This is a genomic window from Burkholderia sp. B10 (assembly GCF_004368385.1).
Lineage (GTDB): Bacteria > Pseudomonadota > Gammaproteobacteria > Burkholderiales > Burkholderiaceae > Burkholderia > Burkholderia vietnamiensis.
Genome location: NZ_PQMX01000023.1, coordinates 60,202 through 86,606, shown reverse-complemented (window position 1 = coordinate 86,606; position 26,405 = coordinate 60,202). Strand labels below are relative to the sequence as shown.

18 protein-coding genes are annotated in these 26,405 nt (G+C 67.0%); 3 read left to right on the top strand and 15 right to left on the bottom strand.

All coding sequences use genetic code 11. The features are described 5' to 3' along the window. The coding region (locus C3Y15_RS14370; protein WP_243860221.1) for a TolC family protein at positions 1–1,586 on the bottom strand (1,586 nt) is incomplete at its 3' end. Next, a complete protein-coding gene (locus C3Y15_RS14365) occupies positions 1,583–9,265 on the bottom strand; it encodes a DUF4347 domain-containing protein (protein ID WP_069239973.1) in 7,683 nt (2,560 codons plus the stop codon). The genes C3Y15_RS14370 and C3Y15_RS14365, both read right to left, overlap by 4 nt. Positions 9,266–9,436: 171 nt before the next feature. Between C3Y15_RS14365 and C3Y15_RS14360 the strand changes: the two genes are divergently transcribed. Continuing rightward, the gene (locus C3Y15_RS14360) at positions 9,437–9,724 is read left to right on the top strand and encodes a hypothetical protein (protein WP_124260097.1); all 288 of its coding nucleotides are present in this window, start codon (positions 9,437–9,439) and stop codon (positions 9,722–9,724) included. Positions 9,725–9,756: 32 nt separating this feature from the next. On the opposite strand, the gene C3Y15_RS14355 is transcribed toward C3Y15_RS14360, so the two are convergent. Continuing rightward, complete coding sequence (locus C3Y15_RS14355; protein WP_046429202.1) at positions 9,757–9,972, bottom strand: hypothetical protein; 216 nt, start codon at positions 9,970–9,972, stop codon at positions 9,757–9,759. Positions 9,973–10,110: 138 nt separating this feature from the next. Here C3Y15_RS14355 and C3Y15_RS32255 point away from each other — a divergent pair, with 138 nt between their 5' ends. After that, positions 10,111–10,470, top strand: coding sequence for a hypothetical protein (locus tag C3Y15_RS32255; RefSeq protein WP_226103003.1), 360 nt, complete (start codon positions 10,111–10,113; stop codon positions 10,468–10,470). 63 nt (positions 10,471–10,533) lie between these two features. On the opposite strand, the gene C3Y15_RS14345 is transcribed toward C3Y15_RS32255, so the two are convergent. The 9 genes from C3Y15_RS14345 to C3Y15_RS14305 all read right to left on the bottom strand — a co-directional run bounded on the left by C3Y15_RS14345 (position 10,534) and on the right by C3Y15_RS14305 (position 20,056). After that, positions 10,534–11,829, bottom strand: coding sequence for an aminotransferase class I/II-fold pyridoxal phosphate-dependent enzyme (locus C3Y15_RS14345; protein WP_059895336.1), 1,296 nt, complete (start codon positions 11,827–11,829; stop codon positions 10,534–10,536). Between the two features lie 164 nt (positions 11,830–11,993). Next, positions 11,994–12,755 (bottom strand): class I SAM-dependent methyltransferase, encoded by a 762-nt coding sequence (locus C3Y15_RS14340; protein ID WP_080484444.1) that lies wholly within the window; start codon positions 12,753–12,755, stop codon positions 11,994–11,996. 14 nt (positions 12,756–12,769) lie between these two features. Then, positions 12,770–13,396 (bottom strand): LysE family translocator, encoded by a 627-nt coding sequence (locus C3Y15_RS14335; RefSeq protein ID WP_059453435.1) that lies wholly within the window; start codon positions 13,394–13,396, stop codon positions 12,770–12,772. A 1,051-nt stretch (positions 13,397–14,447) separates the two neighbouring features. Then, positions 14,448–15,944 carry a GMC oxidoreductase gene (locus C3Y15_RS14330; protein WP_045578225.1) on the bottom strand — a complete coding sequence of 499 codons (1,497 nt, stop codon included), beginning with the start codon at positions 15,942–15,944 and terminating at the stop codon, positions 14,448–14,450. Positions 15,945–15,981: 37 nt separating this feature from the next. Further along, on the bottom strand, positions 15,982–17,469 hold the full coding sequence (locus C3Y15_RS14325) for a hypothetical protein (RefSeq protein ID WP_059558942.1): 1,488 nt from the start codon (positions 17,467–17,469) through the stop codon (positions 15,982–15,984). An 8-nt stretch (positions 17,470–17,477) separates the two neighbouring features. Next, positions 17,478–18,473 (bottom strand): iron-containing redox enzyme family protein, encoded by a 996-nt coding sequence (locus tag C3Y15_RS14320; protein ID WP_224056523.1) that lies wholly within the window; start codon positions 18,471–18,473, stop codon positions 17,478–17,480. A gap of 10 nt (positions 18,474–18,483) precedes the next feature. Then, positions 18,484–19,449 (bottom strand): iron-containing redox enzyme family protein, encoded by a 966-nt coding sequence (locus C3Y15_RS14315; RefSeq protein WP_014724535.1) that lies wholly within the window; start codon positions 19,447–19,449, stop codon positions 18,484–18,486. Positions 19,450–19,525: 76 nt separating this feature from the next. Continuing rightward, on the bottom strand, positions 19,526–19,705 hold the full coding sequence (locus C3Y15_RS14310) for a hypothetical protein (protein ID WP_034194930.1): 180 nt from the start codon (positions 19,703–19,705) through the stop codon (positions 19,526–19,528). Positions 19,706–19,849: 144 nt separating this feature from the next. After that, positions 19,850–20,056, bottom strand: coding sequence for a hypothetical protein (locus C3Y15_RS14305; protein WP_224019383.1), 207 nt, complete (start codon positions 20,054–20,056; stop codon positions 19,850–19,852). 346 nt (positions 20,057–20,402) lie between these two features. Between C3Y15_RS14305 and C3Y15_RS14300 the strand changes: the two genes are divergently transcribed. Continuing rightward, positions 20,403–21,410 carry an iron-containing redox enzyme family protein gene (locus C3Y15_RS14300; RefSeq protein WP_014724538.1) on the top strand — a complete coding sequence of 336 codons (1,008 nt, stop codon included), beginning with the start codon at positions 20,403–20,405 and terminating at the stop codon, positions 21,408–21,410. Positions 21,411–21,679: 269 nt separating this feature from the next. Here the strand turns inward: C3Y15_RS14300 and argG are convergent, their stop codons facing one another. The 3 genes from argG to C3Y15_RS14280 all read right to left on the bottom strand — a co-directional run bounded on the left by argG (position 21,680) and on the right by C3Y15_RS14280 (position 26,088). Further along, positions 21,680–23,017 carry an argininosuccinate synthase gene (gene argG, locus C3Y15_RS14295; RefSeq protein WP_014724539.1) on the bottom strand — a complete coding sequence of 446 codons (1,338 nt, stop codon included), beginning with the start codon at positions 23,015–23,017 and terminating at the stop codon, positions 21,680–21,682. A gap of 329 nt (positions 23,018–23,346) precedes the next feature. Further along, on the bottom strand, positions 23,347–24,417 hold the full coding sequence (locus C3Y15_RS14285; protein ID WP_124260096.1) for an FUSC family protein: 1,071 nt from the start codon (positions 24,415–24,417) through the stop codon (positions 23,347–23,349). A gap of 138 nt (positions 24,418–24,555) precedes the next feature. After that, complete coding sequence (locus C3Y15_RS14280; RefSeq protein ID WP_059895602.1) at positions 24,556–26,088, bottom strand: sensor domain-containing diguanylate cyclase; 1,533 nt, start codon at positions 26,086–26,088, stop codon at positions 24,556–24,558. Positions 26,089–26,405 lie beyond the last annotated feature (317 nt).

Here is a 26,405-nt window from a genome sequence, read left to right as displayed (position 1 = left end):
GGGGCCACGGCGGCCGGGTCGCCGCCCTTGGCGAGCGCGTCCCAGCGCTGCTGCGAGGCGGTGATCGCGCTGCGAATCGCGGCGAGGTCGTAGCCGGTGGGCTTGTCGCTCATCGGGTCGAGGCCCAGCGTGGCGAGCATCTGGCCATAGGCGCTTTCGAGTTCGCCGTAGCTCTGGTACAGGCGCAGCTCCGACATCATCGCCTGCGTGGCGTTGCGGATTTCCTCGAGCTTGCCCTGCGCGTTCGCTTCCGTGGCGTTGTGCGTATGCCGCAGGATCTGGCCGTCCACGTCGTTCATCTGCTTGAACAGGTCGAACTGGCGCGTCTTCGCCGCGAGCTCGCTGCGCGCCACGTGCACCTGCGTGAGCACCGCCATGCTCAGCGCCATGCGCTGCATCTTGGCCACGTCGAGCTGCGCCTGCGCCGTGCCGCGGATGTTGCGCGCGTTCAGCAGGTTCAGCAGGTTCCAGCTCACGCTGATGCCGGCCGTGCGCCAGGCGTTGTACACGAGGAAGCTGTTGCTGTCGAAGTGCGCGCCGAGGCTGAACTCGATGCCGGGCAGCAGCTTGGCCATCGCCTTGTGCGTCTCGTTCACGCTGATGCGCTCGTTGTAGCTCGCTTCCACCAGCTCGGGGCGGCGTTGCAGCGCCATGTCTTCCATCTTCGGCATGGCCATGTCGAAGGCCGGCACCTTGAAGTCGCTGCTCGCGGCCAGCGTGAAGTCCTTGCCCGGCTCGAGATTCATCAGCGAGGCGAGGCGCGGCTTGGCTTCCTCGAGCTGGTCGCGCACGGCCTCGAGCTGGCGCATCAGATCGAGCAGCGAGCGCTGGTAGTTCAGCGTGTCGAGCGGCGAGCGCAGGCCCTGCGCCTGGGTGCGGCGCGAATCGTCGAGCGCCGACCGCGCCTGGGTCAGCAGCGGCTCGATGCGATCGCGCAGGCGCTGCGCGCCCACCGCTTGCCAGTAGGCCTCGCGCACCTGCTGCATCATCAGCTGCACGACCTTGCGGCGGCGCTGCTCGAGCACCAGCACGCGGTCGGACTGTTCCTTGGCCTCGAAGTAGCTCACGCCGAAGTCGAGGATGTTCCAGGACAGGTTCAGGTCGGCGGTGCGGCTGTTCTTGTCGGTGGAGTACGACGGAATCAGCGACTGGTCGTGCGTGTAGAGACCTTCCGACGACGAAGCGAGCTCGTGGTTGCGGTTGGCGTAACCGGCTGCGGCCGTCAGCTTGGGCAGCAGGTCGAAGTTCGACAGGTCGAGCTGGCGCTGGGCGAGCGCCTCTTCCATCATCTTCAGGCGATGGTCGAGGTTGTAGCGCACGGCGCGCGCCATGGCCTCGTCGAGCGTGATCGGACCGGTCACCGGCTGCTGGTCGGCGAACATCGCCGTGCGGTCGGTGTGGGCGGTGGCGGCGCGCTCGGCATCCGTGAACGGTACCGGCTTGATGGCGCAGCCGGACAGCCAGACGACGGCCACGGCGGCCGCGAGCAATGCGGGACGCGGTGCGCGTCCCCGGAGCGTCTTGTTTTTCAAGTCGAGGGGTCTCTTGGAAAAATGGGCGAATGAACGGGCGAAAGCGAAGGTCATGAGCGGCGCTCCCCGGTGACGTGCAGGGTGGCCAGCGCATTGGCGAACTGGGCGGCGAGCGAGGGCTTGGCGAGGGGCGCGGCCTGCGCGTGCGGCGCGACGGCGTGGCCGTTGCCCTTGCCGTGTTCGGCGGGCTTGCCGGCGGCGTTGCCGTGGGCGTCGAAGCGCATCGTCACCTCGCGGCGCACGAGGTTGCCGGCGGCATCGCGCTGCACGAGCGTGACCCGAACGTCGTGCACGCCGGCGGGCGGCTTGCCGCTGAGTACGCCCGATTGCGCGTCGTAGTGCAGCCACGCCGGCAGCGGTGCGCCGTTGGCGAGCGTGACGGCGGTGACGGCCGCGTCGTCGGCGCCCGGCGCCTGCGCGTCGCGGGTGGCGGGCGTCTGCACCAGCGTCCGCACGTTCACCGCGAAATCCTGGCCGGCACGATGCAGCGGATGCACGTCGATCGGCGCCAGCGGATGAGCAGCCGGCGTCGCGCCTTCGATCCCGGCCGGTACCAGCGAATCGAGCGGCCGCACGTGCGTGTCGCCGAGCGAACGCTCGCGCGCACCGTGGCTCGCGAAGGTGAAGGTGTCGCGCGTGCCGATCGAACCGACGTCCCGCTGGCTGGTCGCGCCGAATGCATCGAGCACGATCAGCGGACTCGATACCCCGTCGGACTGGCCGAGGCTGTCGTCGGCGAGCAGCGGCGCGGCGTGCGGCAGGCCGATCGGCATGGCGCCGGTTTGCTCGCGGTCGGGTTGACCGTTCTGGTCGTGCGGCAGCACCCATTGCGGCAGGATCGGCGTGCCGACCGGCTGCGCCGTGCCGACGATGGTCAGCGTGCGCGTGAGCGGCGCGCTGGTCTTGACGCCGTCGCCGACCGTGAACACCAGCGTGCGCGTGCTGCCGGTGTGCTCGGCCTGCGTATGGAGATAGCCGACCGCGGTGAGCGCGGCCTGCCATTGCGCCAAGGTGGCGTTGCCGCTGGCCGAGTGCAGCGTGAGCGTGCCGTGCGCGGCGTCGAAGCTCGCGGCGATGTCGCCGGTGGCCGCGCCTGCCGCGAAGCTCAGCACGTCGTGCTGGGCGTCGAAGGCGCCGCTGAAGGCGATCGTGGCGGTGGTGGGCGCCGTGGCGTTCAGATCGGTCAGCGTGATGCCGGCGCCGACCGACACCGGGACGGTGACGCGGCCGCCCGCCGTATAGCTCAGTTGCGTGCCGTCCACGCCGAGCAGTGGCGTCTGGTGCGTCGCCGTGACCGACACGCTGCGCTCCAGCGCGGCGCTCGTCTTGACGCCGTCGTTGATGGTGAAGCCGATGCTGCGGGTGGTCGTGTCGGGCGTGACGGCCGTGTCGGTGTAGGTGACCGAGCGCAGCGCGGCCTGCCATTGCGCGAGCGTGGCGGTGCCGCCCGCGGAGACGAGGGTGAGCGTGCCGTGCGCGGCGTCGAAGCTCGCCGTGATGTTGCCCATCGTGCCGTCGTTGCTGAACGCGAGCACGTCCTCGCCGGCGTGGAAGCCCGCGCCGATCTGCACGGTGGCCGAGGCCAGCGTGGCGTTGTCGAGGTCGCTCAGCGTGAGGCTGCCGTCGATCGTCACCGGTACGGATGCGGCGTTGTCGCCCGCCACGAACGCGGCCGGGCCGCTGCTGGTGGTGGAGAGCGTCGGCGTCTGGTCGGTGGTGGCGACGGTCACGTCGCGCGTGATGGCGACGCTGGTCTTGGCGCCGTCGCTGACCGCGAAGCCGATGGTGCGCGTGGCCGTGTCGGGCGTGACGGCCGTGTCGGTGTAGGTGACCGAGCGCAGCGCGGCCTGCCATTGCGCTAGCGTGGCGGTGCCGCCCGACGAGACGAGCGTGAGCGTGCCGTGCGCGGCGTCGTAGGCGGCGGTGATGTTGCCCATCGTGGCGCGGTCGTTGGTGAACGCGAGCACGTCCTGCCCGGCGTGGAAGCCCGCGCCGATCTGCACGGTGGCCGAGGCCAGCGTCGCGTTGTCGCGGTCCGACAGCGTGATGCCCGAATCCACCGTGACCGGCTGGGACGGCGCGTTGTCTGCCGACACGAACGCAGTGCTGCCGCTGGCGGTCGAGCCCACGAGCGGCGTCTGGTCGGTGGCGGCCACGCTCACGTCGCGCGAGTAGGCGGCGCTGGTCCTCACGCCGTCGTTGATGCTGAAGCCGATGCTGCGGGTGGTCGCGTCGGGCGTGACGGCCGTGTCGGTGTAGGTGACCGAGCGCAGCGCGGCCTGCCATTGCGCGAGCGTGGCGGTGCCGCCCGCGGAGACGAGGGTGAGCGTGCCGTGCGCGGCGTCGAAGCTCGCCGTGATGTTGCCCATCGTGCCGTCGTTGCTGAACGCGAGCACGTCCTCGCCCGCATGGAAGCCCGCGCCGATCTGCACCGTGGCCGAGGCCAGCGTCGCATTGTCGAGGTCGCTCAGCGTGAGGCCGCCGTCGATCGTCACCGGTACGGATGCGGTGTTGTCGCCCGCCACGAACGCGGCCGGGCCGCTGCTGGTGGTGGAGAGCGTCGGCGTCTGGTCGGTGGTGGCGACGGTCACGTCGCGCGTGATGGCGACGCTGGTCTTGGTGCCGTCGCTGACCGCGAAGCCGATGGTGCGGGTGGCCGTGTCGGGCGTGACGGCCGTGTCGGTGTAGGTGACCGAGCGCAGCGCGGCCTGCCATTGCGCGAGCGTGGCGGTGCCGCCCGCCGAGACGAGCGTGAGCGTGCCGTGCGCGGCGTCGTAGGCGGCGGTGATGTTGCCCATCGTGGCGCGGTCGTTGGTGAACGCGAGCACGTCCTGCCCGGCGTGGAAGCCCGCGCCGATCTGCACGGTGGCCGCGGCCAGCGTCGCATTGTCGAGGTCGGTCACCGCGATGCCGGTGTCGATCGCGACCGGCGTGGATGCCGCGTTGTCGGCGGCCACGAACGCGGCGCTGCCGGTGCTGCTGGTGGACAGCAGCGGGGTCTGCTCGGTCGGCGTGACGACGATGGTGCGCGTCAGCACGTTGCTGAACTGCGAGCCGGCGCTCAGCGAAAAGCTGACGGTGCGCGTCGCGTCGTTCGGCGTGACCTGCGTGTCGCTATAGGCCACCGAGCGCAGCGCGGCCTGCCATTGGGCGAGCGTGGCCGAGCCGTTCGCCGAGGTCAGCGTCAGCATGCCGGTCGACGTATCGTAGCTGCCGGTGATGTTGCCCATCGTCAGGCCGTCGTTGCTGAACGACAGCCGGTCCTCGCCGCTATACAGGTTGCCCGTGATCGCGATCACCGCGCCGTCGACTACGTTGCCGAGCGGGTCCGCGACGGTCAGGTTCGGGTCGATCGCCACCGGCGCGGCGCTGGCGTTGTCGCCGGCCACGAAGCTCGCGCTGCCGGTGCTGGAGGTGCCCAGCGCCGGCGCCGAGCTGATCACGTTGACGCTGTAGTCGAGCGGCGAGCTGGTCTTCACGCCGTCGTTGACGACGACGCTGACGGTGCGCGTGCCGAGCGCGGCGTTGGCGCCGGTCGAGAACTGCAGGCTGTCGAGCACCGTCTGCCATTGCGCGACGGTGCCGCCGGTCGAGCTGATCGTCAGCGTGCCGCTGGCCGCGTCGTAGTTGACGTTCATGCCGTTGGTCAGCGTCGAAGGCGGCACGCTGATGCCGAGCGTGTCGCCGCTTTGCAGACCCGCGGTGATCTGTACCGTGATCGACATCGGTACCAGCGTCGAGCCGCTCACGTTCCGGTCGGTCAGCGTGATGCCGCTGTCGATCGCGGTGGCGGCCTGGCCGGTCAGGTAGTCGACGCTGTTGCCCGAGGCGCCGACCAGCGGCGTCTGATGGGTCGCCTGTACCACGATCACCTTGCTCGAGCCGACGCTGGACTTGGTGCCGTCGTTGACGCTGAAGCTGATGGTGCGACTCGCGGTCTGCGGCACCACGGCCGTGTCGGTGTAGGTGACCGAGCGCAGCGCGGCCTGCCACTGGGCGGCGGTCGAGCCGCCTGCCGAGGTCAGCGTGAGCGTGCCGGTGCCGGCGTCGAAATGCGCCTGGATGTCGCCGAACGCGCCGTTGCCGAGCGCGAGCACGTCTTCGCCGCTGTGGAAGTTGCCGGTGATCGCCACGGTGGCCGACGCCATGGTCGCCGAGTCGGAGTCGGTCAGCGTCAAGCCGGCGTCCACCACGACCGGGGCGGAGGGCGCGTTGTCGCCCGAAACGAAGGTGGTGGTGCCGCCGCTGTCGGTGACGATCGGCGACTGGTCGGTCGGAACGACGTTGATCGTGCGCTGGAAGTTGGTGCTGACCTTCGAGCCGTCCGTGATCACGAAGTTGATGACGCGCTGCGTGCCGTCCGGCGTGGCGGCCGAATCGGTAAAGCGGACCGAGCGCAGCGCGGCCTGCCATTGCGCGAGCGTGGCGGTGCCGCCCGCCGAGCTGAGGGCCAGCACGCCGTTCGAGTACGCGCCCGTGATGTTGCCCATCGTCGAGCCGTCGTTGGTGAACAGCAGCGTATCGCCGTTCGCGTCGTAACCGCTCGCGATCACGACGTTGGCCTGGGTCAGCGTGGCGTTGTCGCGATCGGACACCGTGATGCCCGAATCGATCACGACCGGCGTGCTGGGCACGTTGTCGCCCTGCGTGAACGTGAGGCTCCCAGACGAGCCGCCGATCACCGGTGTCTGGTCGGTATCGGCGACGGTCACGGTGGAGGTGGCCGCGGTGCTGGTCTTGGTGCCGTCGCTGATCGCGAAGCTGACGGTGCGCGCGAGGGCGCCCGGCGTAATGGCCGTCGAGTCGTAGGTGACGGCCCGCAGCGCGTTCTGCCACTGTGCGAGCGTGGCCTGGTTGCCCGACGAGGTCAGCGTCAGCGTGCCGTTCGCGTACACGGCCGAGATGTTGCCGTACAGCGCGGTGCTGTTGTTGTTGAAGGCGAGCACGTCGGTCGCCTCGTAATGGCCGGTGATGGTGACCACGGCCTGCTGGAGCGGGCCGCCGTCCAGATCGCCGACGGTGATGGCGTCGTTGACGGCGACCGCCGTCGAGGCGGTGTTGTCGCCGGCCACGAACGAGACGGTGTTGCCGCCGGCGCCGATCACCGGCGTCTGGTCGGTGGCCGTCACGGTCACGTTGCGCGTGGCCGTCGAGCTGGTCAGCGTGCCGTCGTTGATCTGGAAGCTGACCGTGCGTGTGCTGGACGAAGGCACCACCAGGTCGTTCGTGAACTGGATCGAGGCAAGCGCGTTCTGCCACTGCAGCAGCGACGCGCCGCCGGCCGCGGTCAGCGTCAGCACGCCCGTGCTGCCGTCGTACGCGCCGCTGATGTTGCCCATCGTCGCCGGATTGGCGGTGAACAGCAGCTGGTCGTGATTGCCCTGGAAGTTGCCTGTGATCGCGACGGTCGCGCTGACCAGCGTCGTGCTGCTGCCGTCGGTGAGCAGAATGCCCGGGTCGACCGCCACCGGCGTCGAGGTGGTGTTGTCGCCGCTCACGAACTGCGCCGAGCCGCTGTCGGTGCTGACCGTCGGGCCGGCCGTGACCACCATGCTGTGATGCAGCAGCGCGCTGGTCTTGGTGCCGTCGCCGACGGCGAACGTGATGTCGCGCGTGCCGCCCGTCGTGCCCGTCGCGCTCGCGAACGTGACGGCGTCGAAAGCGTTCTGCCATTGCGCGACGGTGGCGGTGCCGCCGGCCGACGTCAGCGTGAGCGCGTGCGTGGTCGCATTGTAGCTGCCGATGATGTTGCCATACAGCGTCACGTTCGAGTTGTTGAACGCGAGCGTGTCGCCGGTCGCGTAGCCGCTTGCGATCGTGACGGCGCCCGAGGTCAGCGTCGGCGTGTCGGCGTCGCTGACGTGCACGTTGGCGTCGACCGCGACCGCGGCCGAGCCGGCGAAGTAGCTGGTGCTGGTGGCGCCGCCCTCGGTCACGAGCGGCGTCTGGTCGACGGAGGTGACGGTGATGGTGCGCGTGGCCACGTTGCTCGCCTCGGTGCCGTCGTTGAACGCGAACGACACCGTGCGGGTGGTGGTGGACAGGTTGGGCGAGGCCTGCGTGCTGAAGAACGTGATCGACTGCAGCGCGGCCTGCCAGCTGGCGAGGCTGGGCGACCCGCTGCCGGTCAGCGTCAGGACGCCGGTGGCGCTGTTGTAGCTGCCGGTGATGCCGTTTTGCGCGACGAACGACAACTGGTCGCCGCTCTGCACGTTGGTGATGCGGACCGTGGCGGTGCTTGCCGAGGCCGAACTGGGGTCGGAGATCGTGATGCCGGGGTCCACCGCCACAGCGGTGCCGCCCACGCCGTTGTCGCTCGAACTCCACGACGCGCTGCCGCTGCTGGTGGTCACCGACGGGCCGTTGTCGGTATAGGCGAGGTTGTTGAGCGTGGGCTCGAAGCTGCCCGAGTCGTTCTGGTCGATCAGCGAGAACGAGACGATGTTGTTGAAGGCGCTGCCGAGCTGTATCTGGCTCGACACGGTGCCGGTGAAGCCGCCCACCGCGGCCGTGGCGAGCTGGACCAGCGCGCTCTTCGAGCCGTTGGCGTAGGTGGCCTGGATGTACAGGTCGCCGTTGAACGAGCTGAGGTCGAAGCTCTGCAGGCTGAACTGGTGGCCGTTGGCGAGCGAGATGGTGACGTTGCTCATCGTCGAGGCGCCGTCGGCGTTGATGTCCAGGACGCCGTCGGTGGGCGACACGGAGATGTCGCTCGGGAACGGCGAGTTCGACGCGTTGTAGGCGTAGGTGTTGCCGGGCTGGTCGAACGTGTAGACGAGGCCGTCGAGCGTGAACTGGGACAGGCCGATCGCCGCGAAGTTGTCGGCGGCCGCGCTGTCGTAGGTTTCCGTCGTCACGCCGAGCAGTTCGTTGAACTGCGCCTGGGCGCTGGCCGATTCGTTCAGCGCGGTGTGGACGTTGCCGACCTGGTATTCGAGCGTCCAGTTGCCGCCGAGCGCGGCCGAGCCGGTCGCGTCGATCGAGGCGGCCACGTTCAGGTGGGTGATGCCGGCGATCTTCTGTACCAGTGCCTGACCGTCGGCCTGTTGGGCCACGTCGCAGCCGTAGATCAGGAAGTCGCCGCCGGCGTGCATCGCCGCGCCGATCTGTGCGAGCTGCGTGCTGTAGCCGGACAGATCGCCGTTGGTGAGCCAGGTGGAGCCGACCTGGATCGCGCCGTCGCTGCCGTGCGAGAGCAGGCTGATCGACTCCACGCCGCGATGGGCCTGCAGGTATTGCGCGATCTGCGCGAGGCCGTCGGTTTTCGCGTCGAGCACCACGTACTGCGTACCGGCGGGCAGACCGGCGATCAGGACCTGGTAGTTCGCGACGCTCGGGTCGATGAACACGACCTCGGTCTGCGCGGCCGACATCGCGGCGCTGCCGTCGGTCGTGGCGGCATGTTGCGCTTCCCGTTGCGTCGATGGTGCCTGCTGGCGGTTCTGCGCGAACGGCGAGATCGGGTCGCTGCTCTGCGGCTTGTCCGCCGGTGCGTTGGGAGCGGCATTATTCGATGTGCCGACCGCGGGCGTGTAGATATGCGCCTCGGTGCGATGGATGACTTCCGCTGGCGCGTGCTCGTGGGCATGCGGCTGGGCGGCCACGGCGGCCACCGATGCGTCGTAGACGACACGCGGCTCGAGGGCGAGCAACAGGGGCGAGGCCGCGATGCGCGGGCCGGGCTGGCTGGCGTTTTGCTTCTGGCGCGCGAACCACTGCTTGATGATCTTCATGACGATGCTCTCCCTGCTGCTACCTGCCAGATGCCGTGCGGCCGGCTGCGGGGCCGCACCGGCCCCGCCTGATGATTGAAGCCCGGTCGCGATCAGCCGCGCGACGGGAAGCTGCCTTCCAGCGCGATAATGAATGACAGACCGAGGTACGGATTGCGGACGTTGACGGGCATGTTGCTGCGCGACACGCCGATCATGACGGTCGGGTTGGTTGTGAATTCAACGGCCGCGTCGAACGGCTTGAGTGTCTTGCTCGTCGTGTTTACGGCGCCGCCCTGTGTTTCTGAAGGCAGGGTTTATCCCCTGATTCAAACGGCGTGTTTTCAAGGTTCCGGCAGGGCCGCCGGCTCGCGACGTAACTGCTCGAGCGGATGGCAGGAAAATCGAATGGCGCGGCCGTGCGGCACATGGGGTTATATACCGCTGGTGCCGATTTTCATGAAACAGATTCGTTGGTAAAAACGTTTGCGCCGGATTATCGGCTTCCACGTTCAGGCTGTTAGGCAGGTCTTCGGCCGCCGCTCGTGGCGCGTGCTGACGAACACTTCGATGAACAACGCGTCGCCGTCATGGGACGCGGCGTGGAATGTCGATTCTGCGTCGGCGCAAATGTTTGCGAGCCCTAAATTGCCGATCGAAACAGGCGTGGCAACAATTTCATCGGACTGGAAAAAGTTGAATGGGTCGATAAGAAAATCGACTGTCAAGGCGTCAGACTAATTGTCTGATCAGCGGCAATTGGAGCTTGTTTGTTCGGTTGCGGTGATTGCCCCATGTGCCGTTTGCGACGAGCAACGAAATGTTGATGATGAGCAAGCCGGGCGCGTGCCGGAGAATGCGCGGCGATGCGCTTCTGCGCGATGCGAAACGCCGCCATGCCGATACCAGGTGCAGGGCGGGAGGTGAGCTCGTCGGAGAGCAGCGAGGTCGGTACCGCATCGCATCAATCGCGCAAATTGAACGAGCAACTACGACTGACCCCGTGCGACGAAGTGAGCGCGCTGAACGTGCTGGCCGACCACGGCAGCCGCCAGTCGCGCGAAGATGCGATCGAACTGGCGGCGTGCATTGCGCAACCAGGGCGCGGCCCCAGTCAACGCCACGCACATTGTCGACACGTATCCGACGGCCGCGACGTCGCAGCAGGCGCTGCGGCGTACGACGGTTTCGTGCCGGGCGTCGCCCCGACATCGGCCGGGGGGTGAACGTCTTGAAGCCGCCTCGAGGGCAGACGTTCGAAGCGGGCGTGTCGGCACGCCCGCTTCGCGTCACAGCTGCGCGAGCGCCTGATCGAGGTCGGCGAGCAGGTCGTCGATATGCTCGATGCCGATCGACAGCCGCACCGTTTCTTCCTTCACGCCTGCCTTCGCGAGTTCGGACGGCGACAACTGGCGGTGCGTCGTCGATGCCGGATGCGTCGCGAGCGACTTCGTGTCGCCGATGTTGACGAGCCGCGTGAACAGCTTGAGCGCGTCCTGGAATTTCGCGCCGCCGTCGCGGCCGCCCTTGACGCCGAACGTCAGGATGCCGGGCGCACGGCCGGACAGATAGCGCGCGACGAGCGGATGATCGGGGTGATCGGGCAGCCCCGCGTAGTTCACCCATTCGACGTTTTCGTGGCGCGCGAGATGCTGGGCGACCTTCAGCGCGTTGTCGCTGATCCGTTCGATGCGCAGCGCGAGCGTCTCGATGCCCTGCAGGATCTGGAACGCGTTGAACGGCGAGATCGCCGCGCCCATGTTGCGCAGCGGCACGACGCGCGCGCGGCCGATATACGCGGCCGCGCCGAACGCTTCCGTGTACACGACGCCGTGATAGCTGACGTCGGGTTCGTTGAGCCGCTTGAAGCGGTCTGCATGTTGCGCCCACGGGAACTTGCCAGAGTCGACGATCGCGCCGCCGAGGCTCGTGCCGTGGCCGCCGAGATACTTCGTCAGCGAGTGCACGACGATGTCCGCGCCGTGCTCGAACGGACGCAGCAGGTACGGCGACGGCACCGTGTTGTCGACGATCAGCGGAATGCCGTGGCGATGGGCGATGTCGGCGAGCGCGGCGATGTCGGTCACGTTGCCGAGCGGATTGCCCACCGATTCCGCGAAGATCGCCTTCGTGCGCGCGTCGATCAGCGCGTCGAACGACGCCGGATCGCGCGGGTCGGCGAAGCGCGTCGTGATCCCGTATTGCGGCAGCGTGTGCGCGAACAGGTTGTAGGTGCCGCCGTACAGCGAACTCGCGGACACGATGTTGTCGCCGGCTTCCGCGATCGTCTGGATCGAATAGGTGACGGCCGCCTGGCCCGACGCGAGCGCGAGCGCGCCGACGCCGCCCTCGAGTGCTGCGATGCGCTGCTCGAGCACGTCCGTCGTCGGATTCATGATGCGCGTGTAGATGTTGCCCTGCACCTTCAGGTCGAACAGGTCGGCGCCGTGCTGCGTGTCGTCGAATGCGTACGCGACCGTCTGATAGATCGGCACGGCCACGGCGCGCGTGGTCGGGTCGGGGCGATAGCCGCCGTGCACGGCGATGGTTTCAAGGCGCCAGTTCGAAGAGGCCTGATCGGTCATGGGTGCTCCGTACGTTGTTGTGATGGTCGGCCGATTATAGGAGCACGGGCGCTGCGGGCTTTAGAACGAATCGTTTGTTGCTTATGGTGCGCCGGCGCATCGCGTGCGTTTTCAGCGAATGCTGCGCAGCGGGATGTCGTGGTGGGCGGTGCGAATCCGTGCGCTCACGCGCGGCAGATCGCGATGATCTCGGCGCTCGTCGCGTCGTCGAATGGCGCGCCTTGCCAGTCGCCGCACCATTGCGTCGCCGAGAAGCCGGCTGCCGTCACGCGTGCTTGCAGATCGGGTTGGGCGATGAAGCGCAATCGGCTCGTATTTTGCAGCTGTATATCGTCGCGGCAGAAACGGTAGTATGTGTCGAACGACACGACCGGGCCGTCGATTGCGGTGACCGCGCGATGCAGTTCGACGCGGCCGAAATCGGGCGATTCGACGTGCGATGCGGGCGCGGACGGTACCCATCTGCGCCACGGTTCGACACGTGGATTGCGTGTCTCGAACATGAAGCGTCCGCCCTCGTTCAGCAGACGCCGCACGCCGTGCAGCGTGGCGTCGATCGCGGCGTCGGTCAGCAGGCACTGGAATGCGTGGCCGGTCATCACGACCGTATCGAAGCGCGCGTCGGGCGACAGGCCGGCGAGATCGCTGACGGCCCAGCGCACCGCGGATGCACCGGGTTGCTGCCGTGCATGCTCGATCATCGCGGCGGCCGGATCGATCGCGACGACGTCGTGCCCGGCCGCAGCGAGCCGGCGTGCGAACCGGCCGGTGCCGCAGCCGAGATCGAGGATGCGCTGCTGAACGGTGCCGATGCGCGATGCGCAGAACGCGAAGTCGTGATCGCCCGCGTTGAACAGGTCGTAGACCGCGACGAGGCGCGGGTCGGTGTAGAGGATTTCGCGGGCGGGTGCCGTGTCGGACATCATGCGGAGCGCATGCGTCAACGCTGCTGAGCCGCGACGCGCAGGCCGAGCGCGATGAAGATCGAGCCGATGATCTTGCCTTGCCAACGCGTCAGCCACGCGAGCCGCTTCACGAGCCGGCCGAGCGGACGGACCGAGCAGGCGATCAGCGTCGTGTACAGCGAACTGAGCGCGACGAAGATCAGGCCGAGCACGGCGAATTGCACGAACGTCGAGCCGCGTTCCGGATGCACGAACTGCGGCATGAACGCGAGGAAGAACAGTGCGGTTTTCGGGTTCAGCACTTCGGCGGGGATGGCCTGCAGATACGCCTTCAGCGGCGTGACGGGCGACAGCTTCGGCAGCGACGGGTCGGACGGCTTCTCGATCAGCGCACGCACGCCGAGGTAGATCAGGTAGGCGGCGCCGACCCACTTCACGACGTTGAACGCGAGCGCGGACGTCATCAGCAGCGCCGACAAACCGACGGCCGCGAACAGCGTATGCACGAAGTCGCCGCTGGCGACGCCGAGGCCGGTCAGGATGCCGGTCTTGCGGCCGCCCTGTACGGTGCGGCTGAGGACGAGCAGTACGGCGGGGCCGGGGATCAGGAACAGACCCAGGACGACGGCGGTGAAGGTGGTCAGCGTGGTCAGGTCGAACATGGCGGCTCCGGCAGGGTTGGCGCAGCGGCGGGGATGGGGGGATTGTAGTCGGTTTGTTCGGCTCGCTTGCGCCGACGTCGATCTCAAGTTATTCGGACCTTGCCCTCCAACAGATTGCGGTGGTCGAAAACGGTGCAGAATCGCGTTGGTGAGGTGAGCGGCGGCGGGACATCGGTTCGTCTCTACGGGGATGCGCGGCTTCTGATGCAGAGCATTATGGACTCGACTACGCCAGTCCCTGACCCAGGCGGAGTGCCGGGGCACCCCTCTGGGATTCACCAGGAACTATGAACGGTACGGCAGGCACATATGAATTGTTGTGAATCCAAGTGCCAAGACGGTTATCCATTTCCTTTTTAAAAGCGGCCCGAAATGAGATTTACATGGAAATCTGGCCCCGTACTCGCCGGGCAGCTGGTGTACTGCCAAGCTGAGTACTCGTTCGACTTCGTTCCGAGGGAAAATGAATTAAACAGCCGAGTTCGGGCTCCCGAACTGGATCTATTTCGATTGGTACGCTTCAATTGGAGGTATCCGTAGAAACCGGCGAAATACTATTTCCGTGGGGCTTGTTTCCACACACGCGATGGACAGATCGAGTTATGGTCCCTCCAAATACTTGTCCAGGCCGATTGTTCCTCGCGGATATTTCCGTTCTCGTGCCCGGAGCTGCGGTCGACTTACCTGGAGGCACGGAATGGCAGACACATTTCCACCGCGAGTCTGGGTGGTTATATACCGGCGTCGGTGATACGGCAGATGTCATCGTGGAATTCGCAGCCAACGCAGGTGCGTCACTGACAAATGAACAACTCACAGGGCTGTGGCTAAAGCCGATACGTGAATGATCCATTTCCGCGTGGGAGTTTGAGGATTACCAAGGATGATCAGACTTCATTGACGCACTTGACGCGCTCCGGTCGTTGCCACAAACAGCGTTGGCTTCGATACGTCCAGCCTCGAAAACAAGCTAAGCGGATATTTTCTTGACGCGGCACATTCCAAGAACCATAACCCGCGCAAACGCATGCGTATCGATCCACGCACGCCATCACCCACCCCCCAACACCAACGCAGCCCCTTTCTCCCCGATCATCAACGCCGGCCCCTGCGTATGCCCGGACGTGATGCGCGGCATGATCGACACATCGATGACCCGCAGCGCCTCGACCCCGTGAACGCGCAACTGCGGATCGACCACAGCATCGTTGCCGGTGCCCATCCTGCACGTGCCGACCGGATGGCTGAGCGAGCCCGCATTGCTCAGGATCCAGTTGCGGATCTCGGCGGGCGTGCGCACCGACGGGCCGGGCGTCTGCTCCTCGCCGCGCCAGGCCGACAGCCCGGGCGCGTTGCCGAGCGAGCGCATCAGCTCGAAGCCCTGCACGCATTGCTCGAAGTCGCCCGGCGCCGACAGGAAGTTCATGTCGATCAGCGGCGCGGCGGTCGGATCGGCCGAGCGCAGCGCGACGCGGCCCCGGCTTTGTAGCCGCATCATGTCGCCCGTCACCGAATAGAAACTGCGCAGTTCCTCCTCGGACTGGCCGCACGTATAGCGTCCGCGCATCATCTCGGCTGCATTGGCCGGCTGGCCGTCGGCATTCGCGTTCGCCCAGACGATCGCGTAGCCCTCGTTGACGGGCTGGTCGAGGATCGGCTGCCGCGACGTCCAGATGCCCTGGAAGATCAACGCGTCCATCAGGTTGGCGCCCACGCCCGGCAGGTCCATCTGCACGGGGATGCCGAGTTGCCGCAATTGCGCGGCGTCGCCGACGCCCGAGCGCATCAGGATCTGCGGCGAGTTGATCGCGCCCGCGCACAGCAGGATTTCCCGGTCGGCGATCGCACGTACGCGCGCGCCGCCGCGGACGTAGTGCACCGCGGCCGCGCGCCGCGTGCCGTTGAACTCGATCCGTTCGACGAGCGATTCGGCGGCGAGCGTCAGATTCGACTGCCGCGCGAGCAGCGGCTCGACGTAGCGCTGGTAGCTCGTCACGCGCTGGAAGCGCGTGTCGATGGTCGAGCGTAGCGGCGACACGCCGGCCATCGGCCGCCCGTCGTTGTAGTTCGGGTTGTAGCGGTGGCCGAGCTGCTCGCTCGCGCTCACGAACGCCTCGCCGAACGCGTTGCGCGTCGTGGTGGTCGGTTGCAGCATGCGTTCGACCTGCTCGAAGTGCGGCGCGACGTCCTGGTAGCGCCAGCCGTCGCAGCCGTACCGGCTCGCCCACTGATCGAAGTCGGCAGGCGCGCCGCGCACGTAGACCATGTCGTTGTGCGCGGTGCAGCCGCCCGTCACCTTCGCCCGCCAGACGTCCATCACGCGATCGTTCATGCGCGTCTGCGGCACGCTTTTGTAACCCCAGTGAATCGCGCCGATGCGGTACAGGCAGTTGATCTGGTTCGGGTCGCGGATCGGCGGGAAATGCGACGCGAGCGGCCCGGCCTCGAGCAGGAGCACCTTGATCGACGGGTTGTCGGCGAGCCGCCCGGCGACGATGCTGCCCGCCGAGCCGGAACCGATGACGATGTAGTCGTAGCGTTCGTCCACGGGCTTCTCCTCGTGCGTGTGAGCTGGCGCGGCGCCGTCAGCCGCGCGGGTCGAGCAGCCGGCCGTACGGGCCGTGCAGCGCGAGCGTCGGCTGCGCGCCGTAAAAGCCGGCGATGCCGCTCCACGCGCGGTGGTTCAGTTCGAGCAGGAACAGGATGCGGCGCATCGCGATCGTCTGGCGCACGGGATCGATCGCGGCGATCTGCTCGAACGTGTCGCGCGAGATGCTGTTGTGGTTCAGCGATTCGTTCAGTTCCTCGTGGTCGCCGGACACGCTGTGGAACGCGTCGTTGTCCTTGACCGCCGCCATCAGGCGCAGCGACATCTTCGGCGGCTCGCCGAAGATGCCCTCGACGACCATGATCGCGGCGAACGACGACACCGGGTCGACATCGGCGAGGAGCGTGAGCGCGTCGACGAACGCGAAGTGCAGCGGCAGCGGCACGATCTGCGCGAGCATGCGCGGTGCGACGCCGAGCGCTTCGCAGGTCGTGCTTTCGAGCGCCTCGTGGCCGTATTCCTCGCCGTAGTAGCGGAGCATCATCGTGCGCAGCGGAATGCTGAGCCGCATGCTCAGCAGCGGCGCGATGATTTCCACGAAGCGCCGCGTCACGTGGTACTGCTCGATGAACGGGCCGGCGACGAGCGGCGAATAGCCGCCGTTCAGCGCGTCCACCGCGCTCACGTACGGATTCTCGCCCCAGAGGTTCAGCGTTTCGCGCGTGATCAGCTCGGTCTGTCGCATGAACTCGAGCCCGTTCGACAGCGACACGGCCGGCACGTCCGCGCACGGCAGCCGCTGCGCGTCTTCACCGCTCGCGGCGACGAGGCTCGACGCGACCAGCCACAGATGCGACATCAGGTCGTGCTCGTCGTACAGCCCGGCCGTGTCGAACCGGGCGTCGTCCGCGGCGCTGGCGCGCGGCGCGCCGGAGAACGCATCGAGCATCAGCGCGACGGCTGCCAGCGTGAGCGGCGCGGCGCGGCGGAAGTATTCGAACTCGATGCGCAGCAGCGCGAGATGGAAGTTGGGTTCGACCTGCGCGTCGAACGGATCGTCGTGCGCGTCGAACAGCGTGCGCGCGGAGGCGGGTCGATCGAGGTGCAGCCGGAGCGTCGCGGCATCGCGCGCGACCGCGTCGCGCCGCGCGGCGTCGAGCGTGGCGAGGCTGGCCGCGACCGTCTGCGCGATGCACGAGTCGATCCGCGCGGCCTGCGCGGCAAGCGCATCGGCGGCCGTGTCGTCGGCCTCGCCGATCAGCGAATGCGTGTCGAGAAACGTGCCGAGCGCGTGCCAGCCAGAGTCGGGTTCGCTTTCGCGCAGCGTCCACCACAGCGGCGACGCCGTGTCGGTCAGGCTGTGGAGTTGCGCGGCGATCTGGTCCGCGGCGTCGCTGGCGTCGAACGCCAGCCGGTATTCGTGCGCGCCCGCGCGCATGCTGACGAGCGCCGAGCCGGGCTCGTGGTGGATCGCGTCGACGACGAGGCGCGGCGACTGATAACGCTGAAATGTCCAGAGTTCCATGGCGACCCTCAGTGGAAGATGCGCGGCAGCGGCGCGCTGTCGTCGGCGTAGTAGGCGAGGATGGTGTCCTCCTGGCGCACCAGCGTCTCGACCATCAGCGAGACGTTGCGTTTCGTGACCGTGCAGGCTTCGGGATCGATCGCGGTGTCGAGCGCCATCAACTGCCGCGAGATGTCCTCGTGCCGGTACGTGTCGTTCAGGTCCGCGTGTGCGCGCAGCGGCCGGTAGAACGCCTCGGGCATGCCGAGCGCGACGCAGCGCGCGTCGAACGCGTCGATGAATGCAGGCTGCGCGCGCTCGAACAGAAACAGGCTCGCCTTGAACGACAGCGGATGCTGGCGCGCGTGCACGCCGAGCGCGGCCGCGAGCGAGAACGTCGCGGGCAGCGGCTGGTGCTGCTCGATCTGCGCCTCGGCGAGCCCCACGGCCTTCAGCGACGCCTCGAGAAACCGGTCGTGGCCGAGCTCCGATTTCAGGAAGTCCTGCAGCAGCGTGCGCTCCGCGGGACTGGCGGCCCAGCCGAGCGCGGGCCCGATCAGCCCCGGCGCCGCGCGCACGATCCAGTAATACTCGAGCGTATAGCCGATCAGCTGGCGGCGCGTCGCGCGTTGTTCGACCAGCGCGCGCAGGAATGCCGAGCGTGCGCTGCGCGCGGCGGTGCGCTCCGCGATGCGGCGGATGTCGCGGTAGAGCTGCGCGCCGCTGGTCGCCACCGCGGCGCGGCGCGGATCGGATTCGATCAGCAGGCGCAGCACGTTGAAATCGGCGAGCAGCGGCGGGATCTTGTCGGCGATGCGGGGCGAGCGCGCGGCCAGTTCCTCGGGCGTCATGCCGCCCGCGTGCAAATCGCCGATCAGGCGCGCGACGTCGGTCGCCTCGTCGGGCGCGAAGCGGAACGCGCATTGCCGGCCGCCGGCGCTCAGCACGGCGCCGCTATCCGTGAGCTGCGAGGTCACGATGCCGCGGAATTTCGGCATCGCGGGAGCTGCGAGCGAGCTGTCCATGGTGGTTGCCTCACAGGTCGGACACGCGCCGCAGCAGCGGCGCGTCGGATGTGTAGTAGTGCCAGACGGCCGTGTAGAAGTCGTCGTAGAGCTCGACGAACAGCCGCAACTGGGCCTTCATGCGTGCGACGGTGGCGGCATCGAGCACCGGCACGTCGTGAAAGATCGCGCGTGTCAGGCTGCCGTGCGCCGCGTTGAGGTTGATGGTTGCGTGCGTCTTGAGCGGGCCGACGAGCCCGTCGGGCAGTTGCGCGCGCTCGCACGCCTGGATGAAGCTGTCGTGCTGCATGCCCTGGCCTTCGAGCAAGCCGAGCGTCGTGAAGAAGAACAGCGGATCGCTGTGCGACCAGTACGCGAGCGCATTGCACAGCCCCATCGTCTCGGGCAGCGGGATCGCGTCGAGCATGTCGGCGCGGCTCAGCCCCGCGAAGTTCAGCGCGCGCAGCAGGATCTCGTCGTGTCCGTACTCTTCGGAGAAGAAGCGGTTGAGCGTCAGTCGCACCGGCGTGCTCGGCACGTAGGACAGCACGGGCGCATCGAAATAGCTTTCGCGGAACAGGAAGTGCCAGTTCTCGATCACCATGCCGATCGCGAGCCGCTCGGGCAGGTCGCCCGGCGAGCGCGTGTCGAGGCATGCGCGCCAGAACGGGTTGCGGTAGAGCGTCTCCTCGCAGTACTGCTCGACGAGATCCTCGATCTCGAGGATCACTTCCGCGCCCGCGCGACTCGCGACCGGCGCGTCGTCGTCGATCAGGCCGGCCTCGTCCAGCGTGCCGACCAGCTCGTCGAGCAGCGCGCGCGGCAACGCGGGCTCGTCGCGCGCGATCTCGTCGAGATCGCGGCGGCCGTCGAACTGGTCGAGCGTGCGGGCCAGCGCGGCGGCGGCGTGCGGGCCGTCGGGCAGCGCGTCGACGTGCCCCAGCGTCACCGGCGTCACCAGCCGCGGACGGGATGCGGGCGATTCGATCTGTTCCATGATGAGACTCCCGAAGTGGGCGCACGGGGCGGGCGCGCGGCTCGCCCCGCAACTGGCTGAATCGGTGCCGCGGCGATTACAGGTGGATCGCGATCAGCGTCGGCGTGCCATCGGGCTTGTTGACGGTGACAAGGTAGTGCTTGCCGCCGAGCGTGCCCGTATTGATGTAGAGATCCACCTTGTGGCCGTCGAACACGTTCTTGGCCGGTTCGGCGTTCTTCACTTCATGAACCGTGGGCTGATGGGTATTTGCCATATCGATCACCGTTTTGAAAATTAAAGGAGCTCCGGCCTGATTCGAATAATCGGGCTGGATGATTTACAGTGAAATCCGGAATGCAATGTGAATATCGGATATATTCCTTTTCATCCGTCGTGCGGACGATTCCTTAACTGATATTCATCCGCACATGGTCATGAACGCGGCCCGTGCCGAAAGCGGCTGACCGTCCGCATGTTTTGCAATCGCAATCTTGAGATCGGCCCCGCCGACGATCAGCGCGTGACGATCGGCGCCGGCGCGCGGGTCGACCGTCTGCAAAGCGTCGACTTCCTTGACGGCGACCTTGGTGCCTCGTGGCACGATGACAGTAAGCGGTTCACTCATAGCAACCTCCGACGATGAGAACGGGCGCAAGCGCCCCGCCGCCATTAGCGCGGCACGCAGCCGTGCCGCGGCCAGGCGGCACCGGAGCGGCGGCATCTCCGATCTTCAAATGGGTTGGGATGATTCCAAGGAAGGGGCCCCTATTTATATTCTTGTAAAAACTAACTTTATTTTAAACGTCCGCTGATTTCTTGAATTGGCGGAATCATGGAGATAATCTAGTACAACGTTTGCGCAATACAAGATTGATTTAATCGCCCGTGCGATTATTTTCTCTTAATCAGCGCATGCGTCGATCGTTTCGAAAAATGCATCGGACGATGGTCGAACAACCGGAGACGAAGACATGGGCGAGATGACGGAAATCTGCGTGCGGCCGAGGCTGCGGCATTGCACGCTCGTGGCGCTGGCCGGCGAGCGGCTGGCGATGATCGTAGGCGACGAGCGTTTCGAGCTCGAGCAGGTGCAGGGCAGCCGCGACGCGTTCCTGCGCATGAAGCGCTACCTGGACGGGCGACATACGCTCGATGACATCGCGCAGCGTTCGGACGTGTCGATCGGCAGCGTGCGGACGATCGTCGGGCAACTGGACGAACTGGGCCTGCTGCGCCGCGAACAGCCGGCCGCCACGATCGCCGTGGCGGATTTTCTCGAGCGGGTCGAGCGCAGCACGCGGATGTGGCGCGCGCAGATCGGCTATCACCGGTTGTTCGGCATGCTCGAGCGGGGCGAGGCAAGCCGCGACCTGATCGCCGGGCTGCTGCTCGAGACCTACCACTTCGTCCGGCTCGCGCCGCGTCACGTCGGCGCTGCGATCGCGCATTGCCGCGACCAGGCGACGGCCGAGCTGCTGTGCGGCTACCTGGCCGACGAGTACGCGCATCACAGGCTGATCGCTGCGTCGGTCGAGAAGCTGGGCATTCCGCGCGAGCAGATCCGCGACGCGCATCCGGTGATCGGCACGCTGTCGCTCGTGAACATGCTGTGCGAGGTCGGCCGCGCGTCGTCGCTCGGTTACCTGTGCTGCCTGAAACTGATCGAGGCGAGCCCCGAGGACGAGGCCGGCGCGCGCGGCGCGTGGCGCGAGATCGCGCGCGCCGCCGTGCTCGATGCGGACGTGTTCGACGGCCTGATGCGCCATATGCGCATCGACGTCGGCGCGGGCCATGCGGGCCTGCTGGAGCAGGCGCTTGCGCACACAACCGACGTGTCGGCCGACGCCGCGCACGTCGCGATCAACCACATGCACGACGTGAAGCACGCGTTCGATCAGTTTCATGACCAGGTGATCCAGTACTACACCGACATGTCGAACTACGTGCCGCGGCTCAAGGTCGATTTCTTCTCGCTATGAGGCGGGGGGTGCAGGCGATGAGCCTGCGACGGTGTCGAGGTCTTCAATCTCGGCGGCGCAGCGGCCGGGTTCGGGCTGATCGGCACGACCGCGCAGTTGCCGCGTCCGAGCCGAAACGACTGCAGCGGGGTGCGCAGGAAAGCGATCGCTTTGCCGGCCGATGGGACAGCGTCTGCAACGGACGCCAATGAAGGGGAAGAAAGGGAAGAAGGAAACCACAAGCTGCCGGCCGGCTTCCCGCCGCCCGGCAGCCCACAACAACGACCGGCTTACTCGCCGCTGTCGCTCTTGATCTGCGGCAGCGCCGACGATTCACCCGGCGTCAGCAGACCGACTTGCGCATAAACGCGCAGTTTGTCGCGCGTATCGGTGATGTCGAGGTTGCGCATCGTCAGCTGGCCGATCCGGTCGCGCGGCGAGAACGTCGACGCAACCTTCTCCATCGACAGGCGTTCCGGCTGATACGTGAGGTTCGGCGACTTCGTGCTCAGGATCGAGTAGTCGTTGCCGCGGCGCAGTTCGATCTTCACTTCGCCGGTGATCGCGCGCGCGACCCAGCGTTGCGCGGTTTCGCGCAGCATGATCGCCTGCGGGTCGAACCAGCGGCCTTGATACAGCAGGCGGCCGAGACGGCGGCCGTTCTCGCGGTACTGCTCGATCGTGTCTTCGTTGTGGATGCCGGTGACGAGACGCTCGTACGCGATGTACAGCAGCGCGAGCCCCGGAGCCTCGTAGATGCCGCGGCTCTTCGCCTCGATGATCCGGTTCTCGATCTGGTCGCTCATGCCGAGCCCATGGCGGCCGCCGATGCGGTTCGCTTCCAGCAGCAGCTCGACCTGATCCTTGAACTCGACGCCGTTCAGCGCAACCGGCTGGCCGGCTTCGAAGCGCACCGTCACTTCTTCGGCGGCGATCTTCACGTCGTCGCGCCAGAACGCGACGCCCATGATCGGGTTCACGATCTTGATGCCGCTCTCGAGGCTTTCCAGATCCTTCGCTTCGTGCGTCGCGCCGAGCAGGTTCGAGTCGGTCGAATAGGCCTTCTCGGCCGACATCTTGTACGCGAAGCCCGCCTGGTTCATGAACTCGGACATTTCGGCGCGGCCGCCGAGCTCGTCGATGAACGTCTGGTCGAGCCACGGCTTGTAGATCTTCAGATCGGGGTTGACGAGCAGGCCGTAGCGGTAGAAACGCTCGATGTCGTTGCCCTTGTACGTGCTGCCGTCGCCCCAGATGTTGACGCCATCTTCCTTCATCGCGGCGACCAGCATCGTGCCCGTGACCGCGCGGCCGATCGGCGTCGTGTTGAAGTAGGTGACGCCGGCCGTCGTGATGTGGAACGCGCCGCTTTGCAGCGCCGCGATGCCTTCGGCGACGAGCTGGGCGCGGCAGTCGATCAGACGGGCGCCGGCTGCGCCGTATTCGATCGCGCGCTTCGGGATCGCATCGTAATCGTCTTCGTCGGGCTGGCCGAGGTTCGCCGTGTATGCGTACGGGACGGCGCCCTTCAGTTTCATCCAGTGCAGCGCGGCGCTGGTGTCCAGGCCGCCGGAGAAGGCGATACCGACCTTCTGGCCGGTCGGGAGGCTTTCGAGAATCGTGCTCATAGGAATTACCGTGGATTGAAGCCGGTGGATCGTATTTCGCGGAATACGCGAGTATCGGCTGTCCGGGAAGTTGGGGCAAGACCTGATTTTCGCGCCAATGCATCGTCAGCCCCGCCGCGACAGGCGCCGCGCCCGTTCGACCGCCCGGAAAATCCGCCGTGACGCGGCCGCGCATGACGGTCGGAGCCAACTGGAAGGCGCGAGCGCGACTGGCCCCGTTTACGCGGGCCGACCGGCAAAAACGACCGAAGCCGGCCGCTCGCCCGCGCAGCGCATCGAAAGCAATGTGAAAGGTGTCGTGCCGAAGTCGACGTACGGGCCGCCGACGCTCAAATGTTCCACGCCTGCGCGGTATCGAGCAGTTTCTCGCGCAACACGTTCACTTCGCCGGCCAGCTTCGCGCTGATCGACACGTAGCCCGACAGCTGCGGCGGCGGCGCGTCGTGAGCGCCGTCCACCGGGCGGCGGCGCGGCACGAGCCGGCTCGGCCTGCCGAACTTGAGCGCGCGGCTCGCGCCGATCAGCGTGTCGCGGATGCGCCGGTTCACCGGCTTCATGTCGCGCAGCATGTACTCGTGGACGGCGCGGTCGTCGCCGGCCGGTACGGCGCTCGACAGGATCTCGAGGTAGCCGATGCAGAGCCGCAGGCCGCGCTGGATCGCCTCGAGCTGCGCGACCGGGATGTCGCGTTCCTTCGACACCGACGGCATCAGCGAACGCAACTGCACCAGCAGCGCGCTGAGCGCGGCCATTTCCTTCAGATGCGCGTCGTCGCTCACGTGGCGGTCGCCGGCGATCCGCGCATGGACGGCCGCGCACGCGCGCAGCGCGTCGGCGAGCTTGTAGCGCCACGAGTAGGTCGCATAGAGCGGCAGCGCGAACGAGAACGCCAGCGCGATCGCGATGCCGGCGAGGACGTTCACTGCGCGCCACAGGCCGTCGGCGATCTCGTTGTCGCCGTGCCCCGCGACGATCACCAGCGTGATCGCCGACAGCAGCGCGATGTAGCCGGCCTTGCCGATCGCGTGGTAGGCGCATACGCCGCACGCGAGCGCCATCAGCAGGTAGATCGCGACCGGCGCATGCAGCATCGAATGGAGCACGATCAGGCCGAGCCCGGCGAGCGCGCCGATCGACGTGCCGAGCGCGCGCTCGGCCGCCTTCTTGCGGATGTTGCCGTGGTGCTGCAGCCCGCCGACGACGATCAGCACGGTGATCGTCGACCATTCGCCGTGCGGCACCTGCAGCCCCGTGGACAACGCGATCGACACGAGCACCGCGAGCGCGACGCGCGCCGCGTGGATGAGCTTCGCATGCCGGTAGCGGCGGTACGGGTCGAGCAGTGGACGGAGCGCTTGGCGCAGGAGCGACGGAAGTGGGGCGGGAAGCGGGGCGGTCATGACGAAGCGAGGAGGGCCGGAAAGGCGGATCGGCCTGCGCGGGCCGGCGCGGGCCGCTCGCGCAGCTGGCGTTACGCTAGCCGAACGCGGCCGGCCTGTCCACGGGGACGTGGCGCGGCACGGCGGCCGGCCGCGGCGTCACGCGTCGGCCGCGCTCGTCTCGGCGTCCGACACGCGATTGCGGCCGCCCGATTTCGCGCGGTACAGCGCTTCGTCGGCCAGCCGCAGCAGCGTCGCTGCGCTCACGCGGCCGCCGACGGAGGTCGCGACGCCGATGCTCACCGTCAGGTGCCCGTACGGGCTGCGCTCGTGCGCGATGTCGAGCGCGGCGATCGAGCGCCGGATCGCGTCGGCGACGGTCGCCGCGCCGCGCGCATCGGTGTCGGGCAGCGTGACGACGAATTCCTCGCCGCCGTAGCGCGCGACGTGGTCGCTGTTGCGGCGCAGGCAGCGCGACGCGGTTTGCGCGACGCGACGCAGCACGTCGTCGCCGGCGAGGTGGCCGTAATGATCGTTGAAGGCCTTGAAGTGATCGACGTCGACGAACAGCACCGACAGCGGGCGCCCGCTGCGCGACGCGCGCTGGGCTTCCTTCGTGAGCACCGTGTCGAAGGTGCCGCGATTCTCGACGCCGGTCAGCGAATCGGTGTGCGCGAGCCGGTACAGCTTCGACTCGGCGATCTGCCGGCGCTTGAGCTCGCGCGACAGCGCGAGCGAGCCGCCCGCGATGAACGCGGTGAACAGGCCCATCAGCACGGCCGTCCAGATCGTGCGGTGCCGCCACGATGCATAGATGTCGGTCTCGGCGGGCGCGACGTCGACGGTCAGCGGCAGGTTCGCGAGGTGCTTGTACACATAGATGCGCCGCACGTCGTCGATCACGCCGACGCCGACGATCGCGCCTTCGCGGTTGCGTCGCGCTTCGATGAACAGCTGCGCGTCGCGCAGGTTCAGCCCCACCATGCGCGCGTCGTACGGCAGGCGCGACACGAGCGCGCCGTTGTCCTCGATGATCGCCGCGCTGCCGTGCGTGCCGACCGCGAGACCGTCGAGCAGCGCGCGGAAATAATCGACGCTGAGCGTGCCGACGACGATCCCGCCGAACGACCCGTCGGGCAACGTGATCCGGCGGCTCAGTGCGATCGTCAGCGCGCCGCTGCGCAGCCGCGACGCATACGGGCGGCTGATGTAAAGCCCCTGCGCGAGCCCGTCGCGATGGACGGTGAAATAATCGCGATCGGAAAAATTGCCTTGCCGCGGCGGCGAGACGCCCGAATCGATCACGATATTGCCGCGCGTATCCATCACGAAAATGGCGCCGAGATACGCGCCGTTTGCCGCGCGGTCGAACAGCATCCGATGACGCTGGGTGGCCGGCAATGCCGCCAATTCGGGATCGGCGAGCCCGTCCACGACGTTTTGCAGCGATAGATCATACAACTCGATATTGCGCGAAATATCGCGCTCGATCAGAAGCAGCAGGTTGCGCGCATTTTCGACCGCGTGGTCGTATGCGTCGCGACGTGCCTCGATCAAAAGCGATGCCGACAATCCCCAGCTGAATACCAGTAGCGCGATACCTGCGACCAGTACGCCCCGGGGCGACAGAATGCGGGACACGACCGACGGGGTATAGCGGCGCAATGCGACAAGCAGCGGGCGTAGCTTCATCCTGGAGGGGTGGGGGTGCGGGCATTTCGTCGTCGACGATTGCGCACGTTGATTATTTCGGAGTGGATCGCATTATCTCGCGAAATCGGAATTCTCGCCGCGCGAGGCAAAACATGCATCTCAACTGTCGATTTGAAAACGGTTACGCATCATTACCCTGGTCGTATGAATGACGTTGATTCAAATCAATTTTCAGTATCGGTTATTTCGTCTGATTATTGTGAATGTCCGCGGCAAAATGTCGTTTTCAGCCAGTATTTTCGCCATCGTGAAATAGGGGCGTACCACGTCCGCGGATTGCCCGCCACGCCGCGTGC

Coding starts and splice junctions, on each gene's coding strand:
- C3Y15_RS14365 (WP_069239973.1), bottom strand. CDS start 9,265: ATGAAGATCATCAAGCAGTGGTTCGCGCGCCAGAAGCAAAACGCCAGC.
- C3Y15_RS14360 (WP_124260097.1), top strand. CDS start 9,437: ATGTTGCTGCGCGACACGCCGATCATGACGGTCGGGTTGGTTGTGAAT.
- C3Y15_RS32255 (WP_226103003.1), top strand. CDS start 10,111: ATGCGCTTCTGCGCGATGCGAAACGCCGCCATGCCGATACCAGGTGCA.
- C3Y15_RS14345 (WP_059895336.1), bottom strand. CDS start 11,829: ATGACCGATCAGGCCTCTTCGAACTGGCGCCTTGAAACCATCGCCGTG.
- C3Y15_RS14340 (WP_080484444.1), bottom strand. CDS start 12,755: ATGATGTCCGACACGGCACCCGCCCGCGAAATCCTCTACACCGACCCG.
- C3Y15_RS14335 (WP_059453435.1), bottom strand. CDS start 13,396: ATGTTCGACCTGACCACGCTGACCACCTTCACCGCCGTCGTCCTGGGT.
- C3Y15_RS14325 (WP_059558942.1), bottom strand. CDS start 17,469: ATGGAACTCTGGACATTTCAGCGTTATCAGTCGCCGCGCCTCGTCGTC.
- C3Y15_RS14320 (WP_224056523.1), bottom strand. CDS start 18,473: ATGGACAGCTCGCTCGCAGCTCCCGCGATGCCGAAATTCCGCGGCATC.
- C3Y15_RS14315 (WP_014724535.1), bottom strand. CDS start 19,449: ATGGAACAGATCGAATCGCCCGCATCCCGTCCGCGGCTGGTGACGCCG.
- C3Y15_RS14310 (WP_034194930.1), bottom strand. CDS start 19,705: ATGGCAAATACCCATCAGCCCACGGTTCATGAAGTGAAGAACGCCGAA.
- C3Y15_RS14305 (WP_224019383.1), bottom strand. CDS start 20,056: ATGAGTGAACCGCTTACTGTCATCGTGCCACGAGGCACCAAGGTCGCC.
- C3Y15_RS14300 (WP_014724538.1), top strand. CDS start 20,403: ATGGGCGAGATGACGGAAATCTGCGTGCGGCCGAGGCTGCGGCATTGC.
- argG (WP_014724539.1), bottom strand. CDS start 23,017: ATGAGCACGATTCTCGAAAGCCTCCCGACCGGCCAGAAGGTCGGTATC.
- C3Y15_RS14285 (WP_124260096.1), bottom strand. CDS start 24,417: ATGACCGCCCCGCTTCCCGCCCCACTTCCGTCGCTCCTGCGCCAAGCG.
- C3Y15_RS14280 (WP_059895602.1), bottom strand. CDS start 26,088: ATGAAGCTACGCCCGCTGCTTGTCGCATTGCGCCGCTATACCCCGTCG.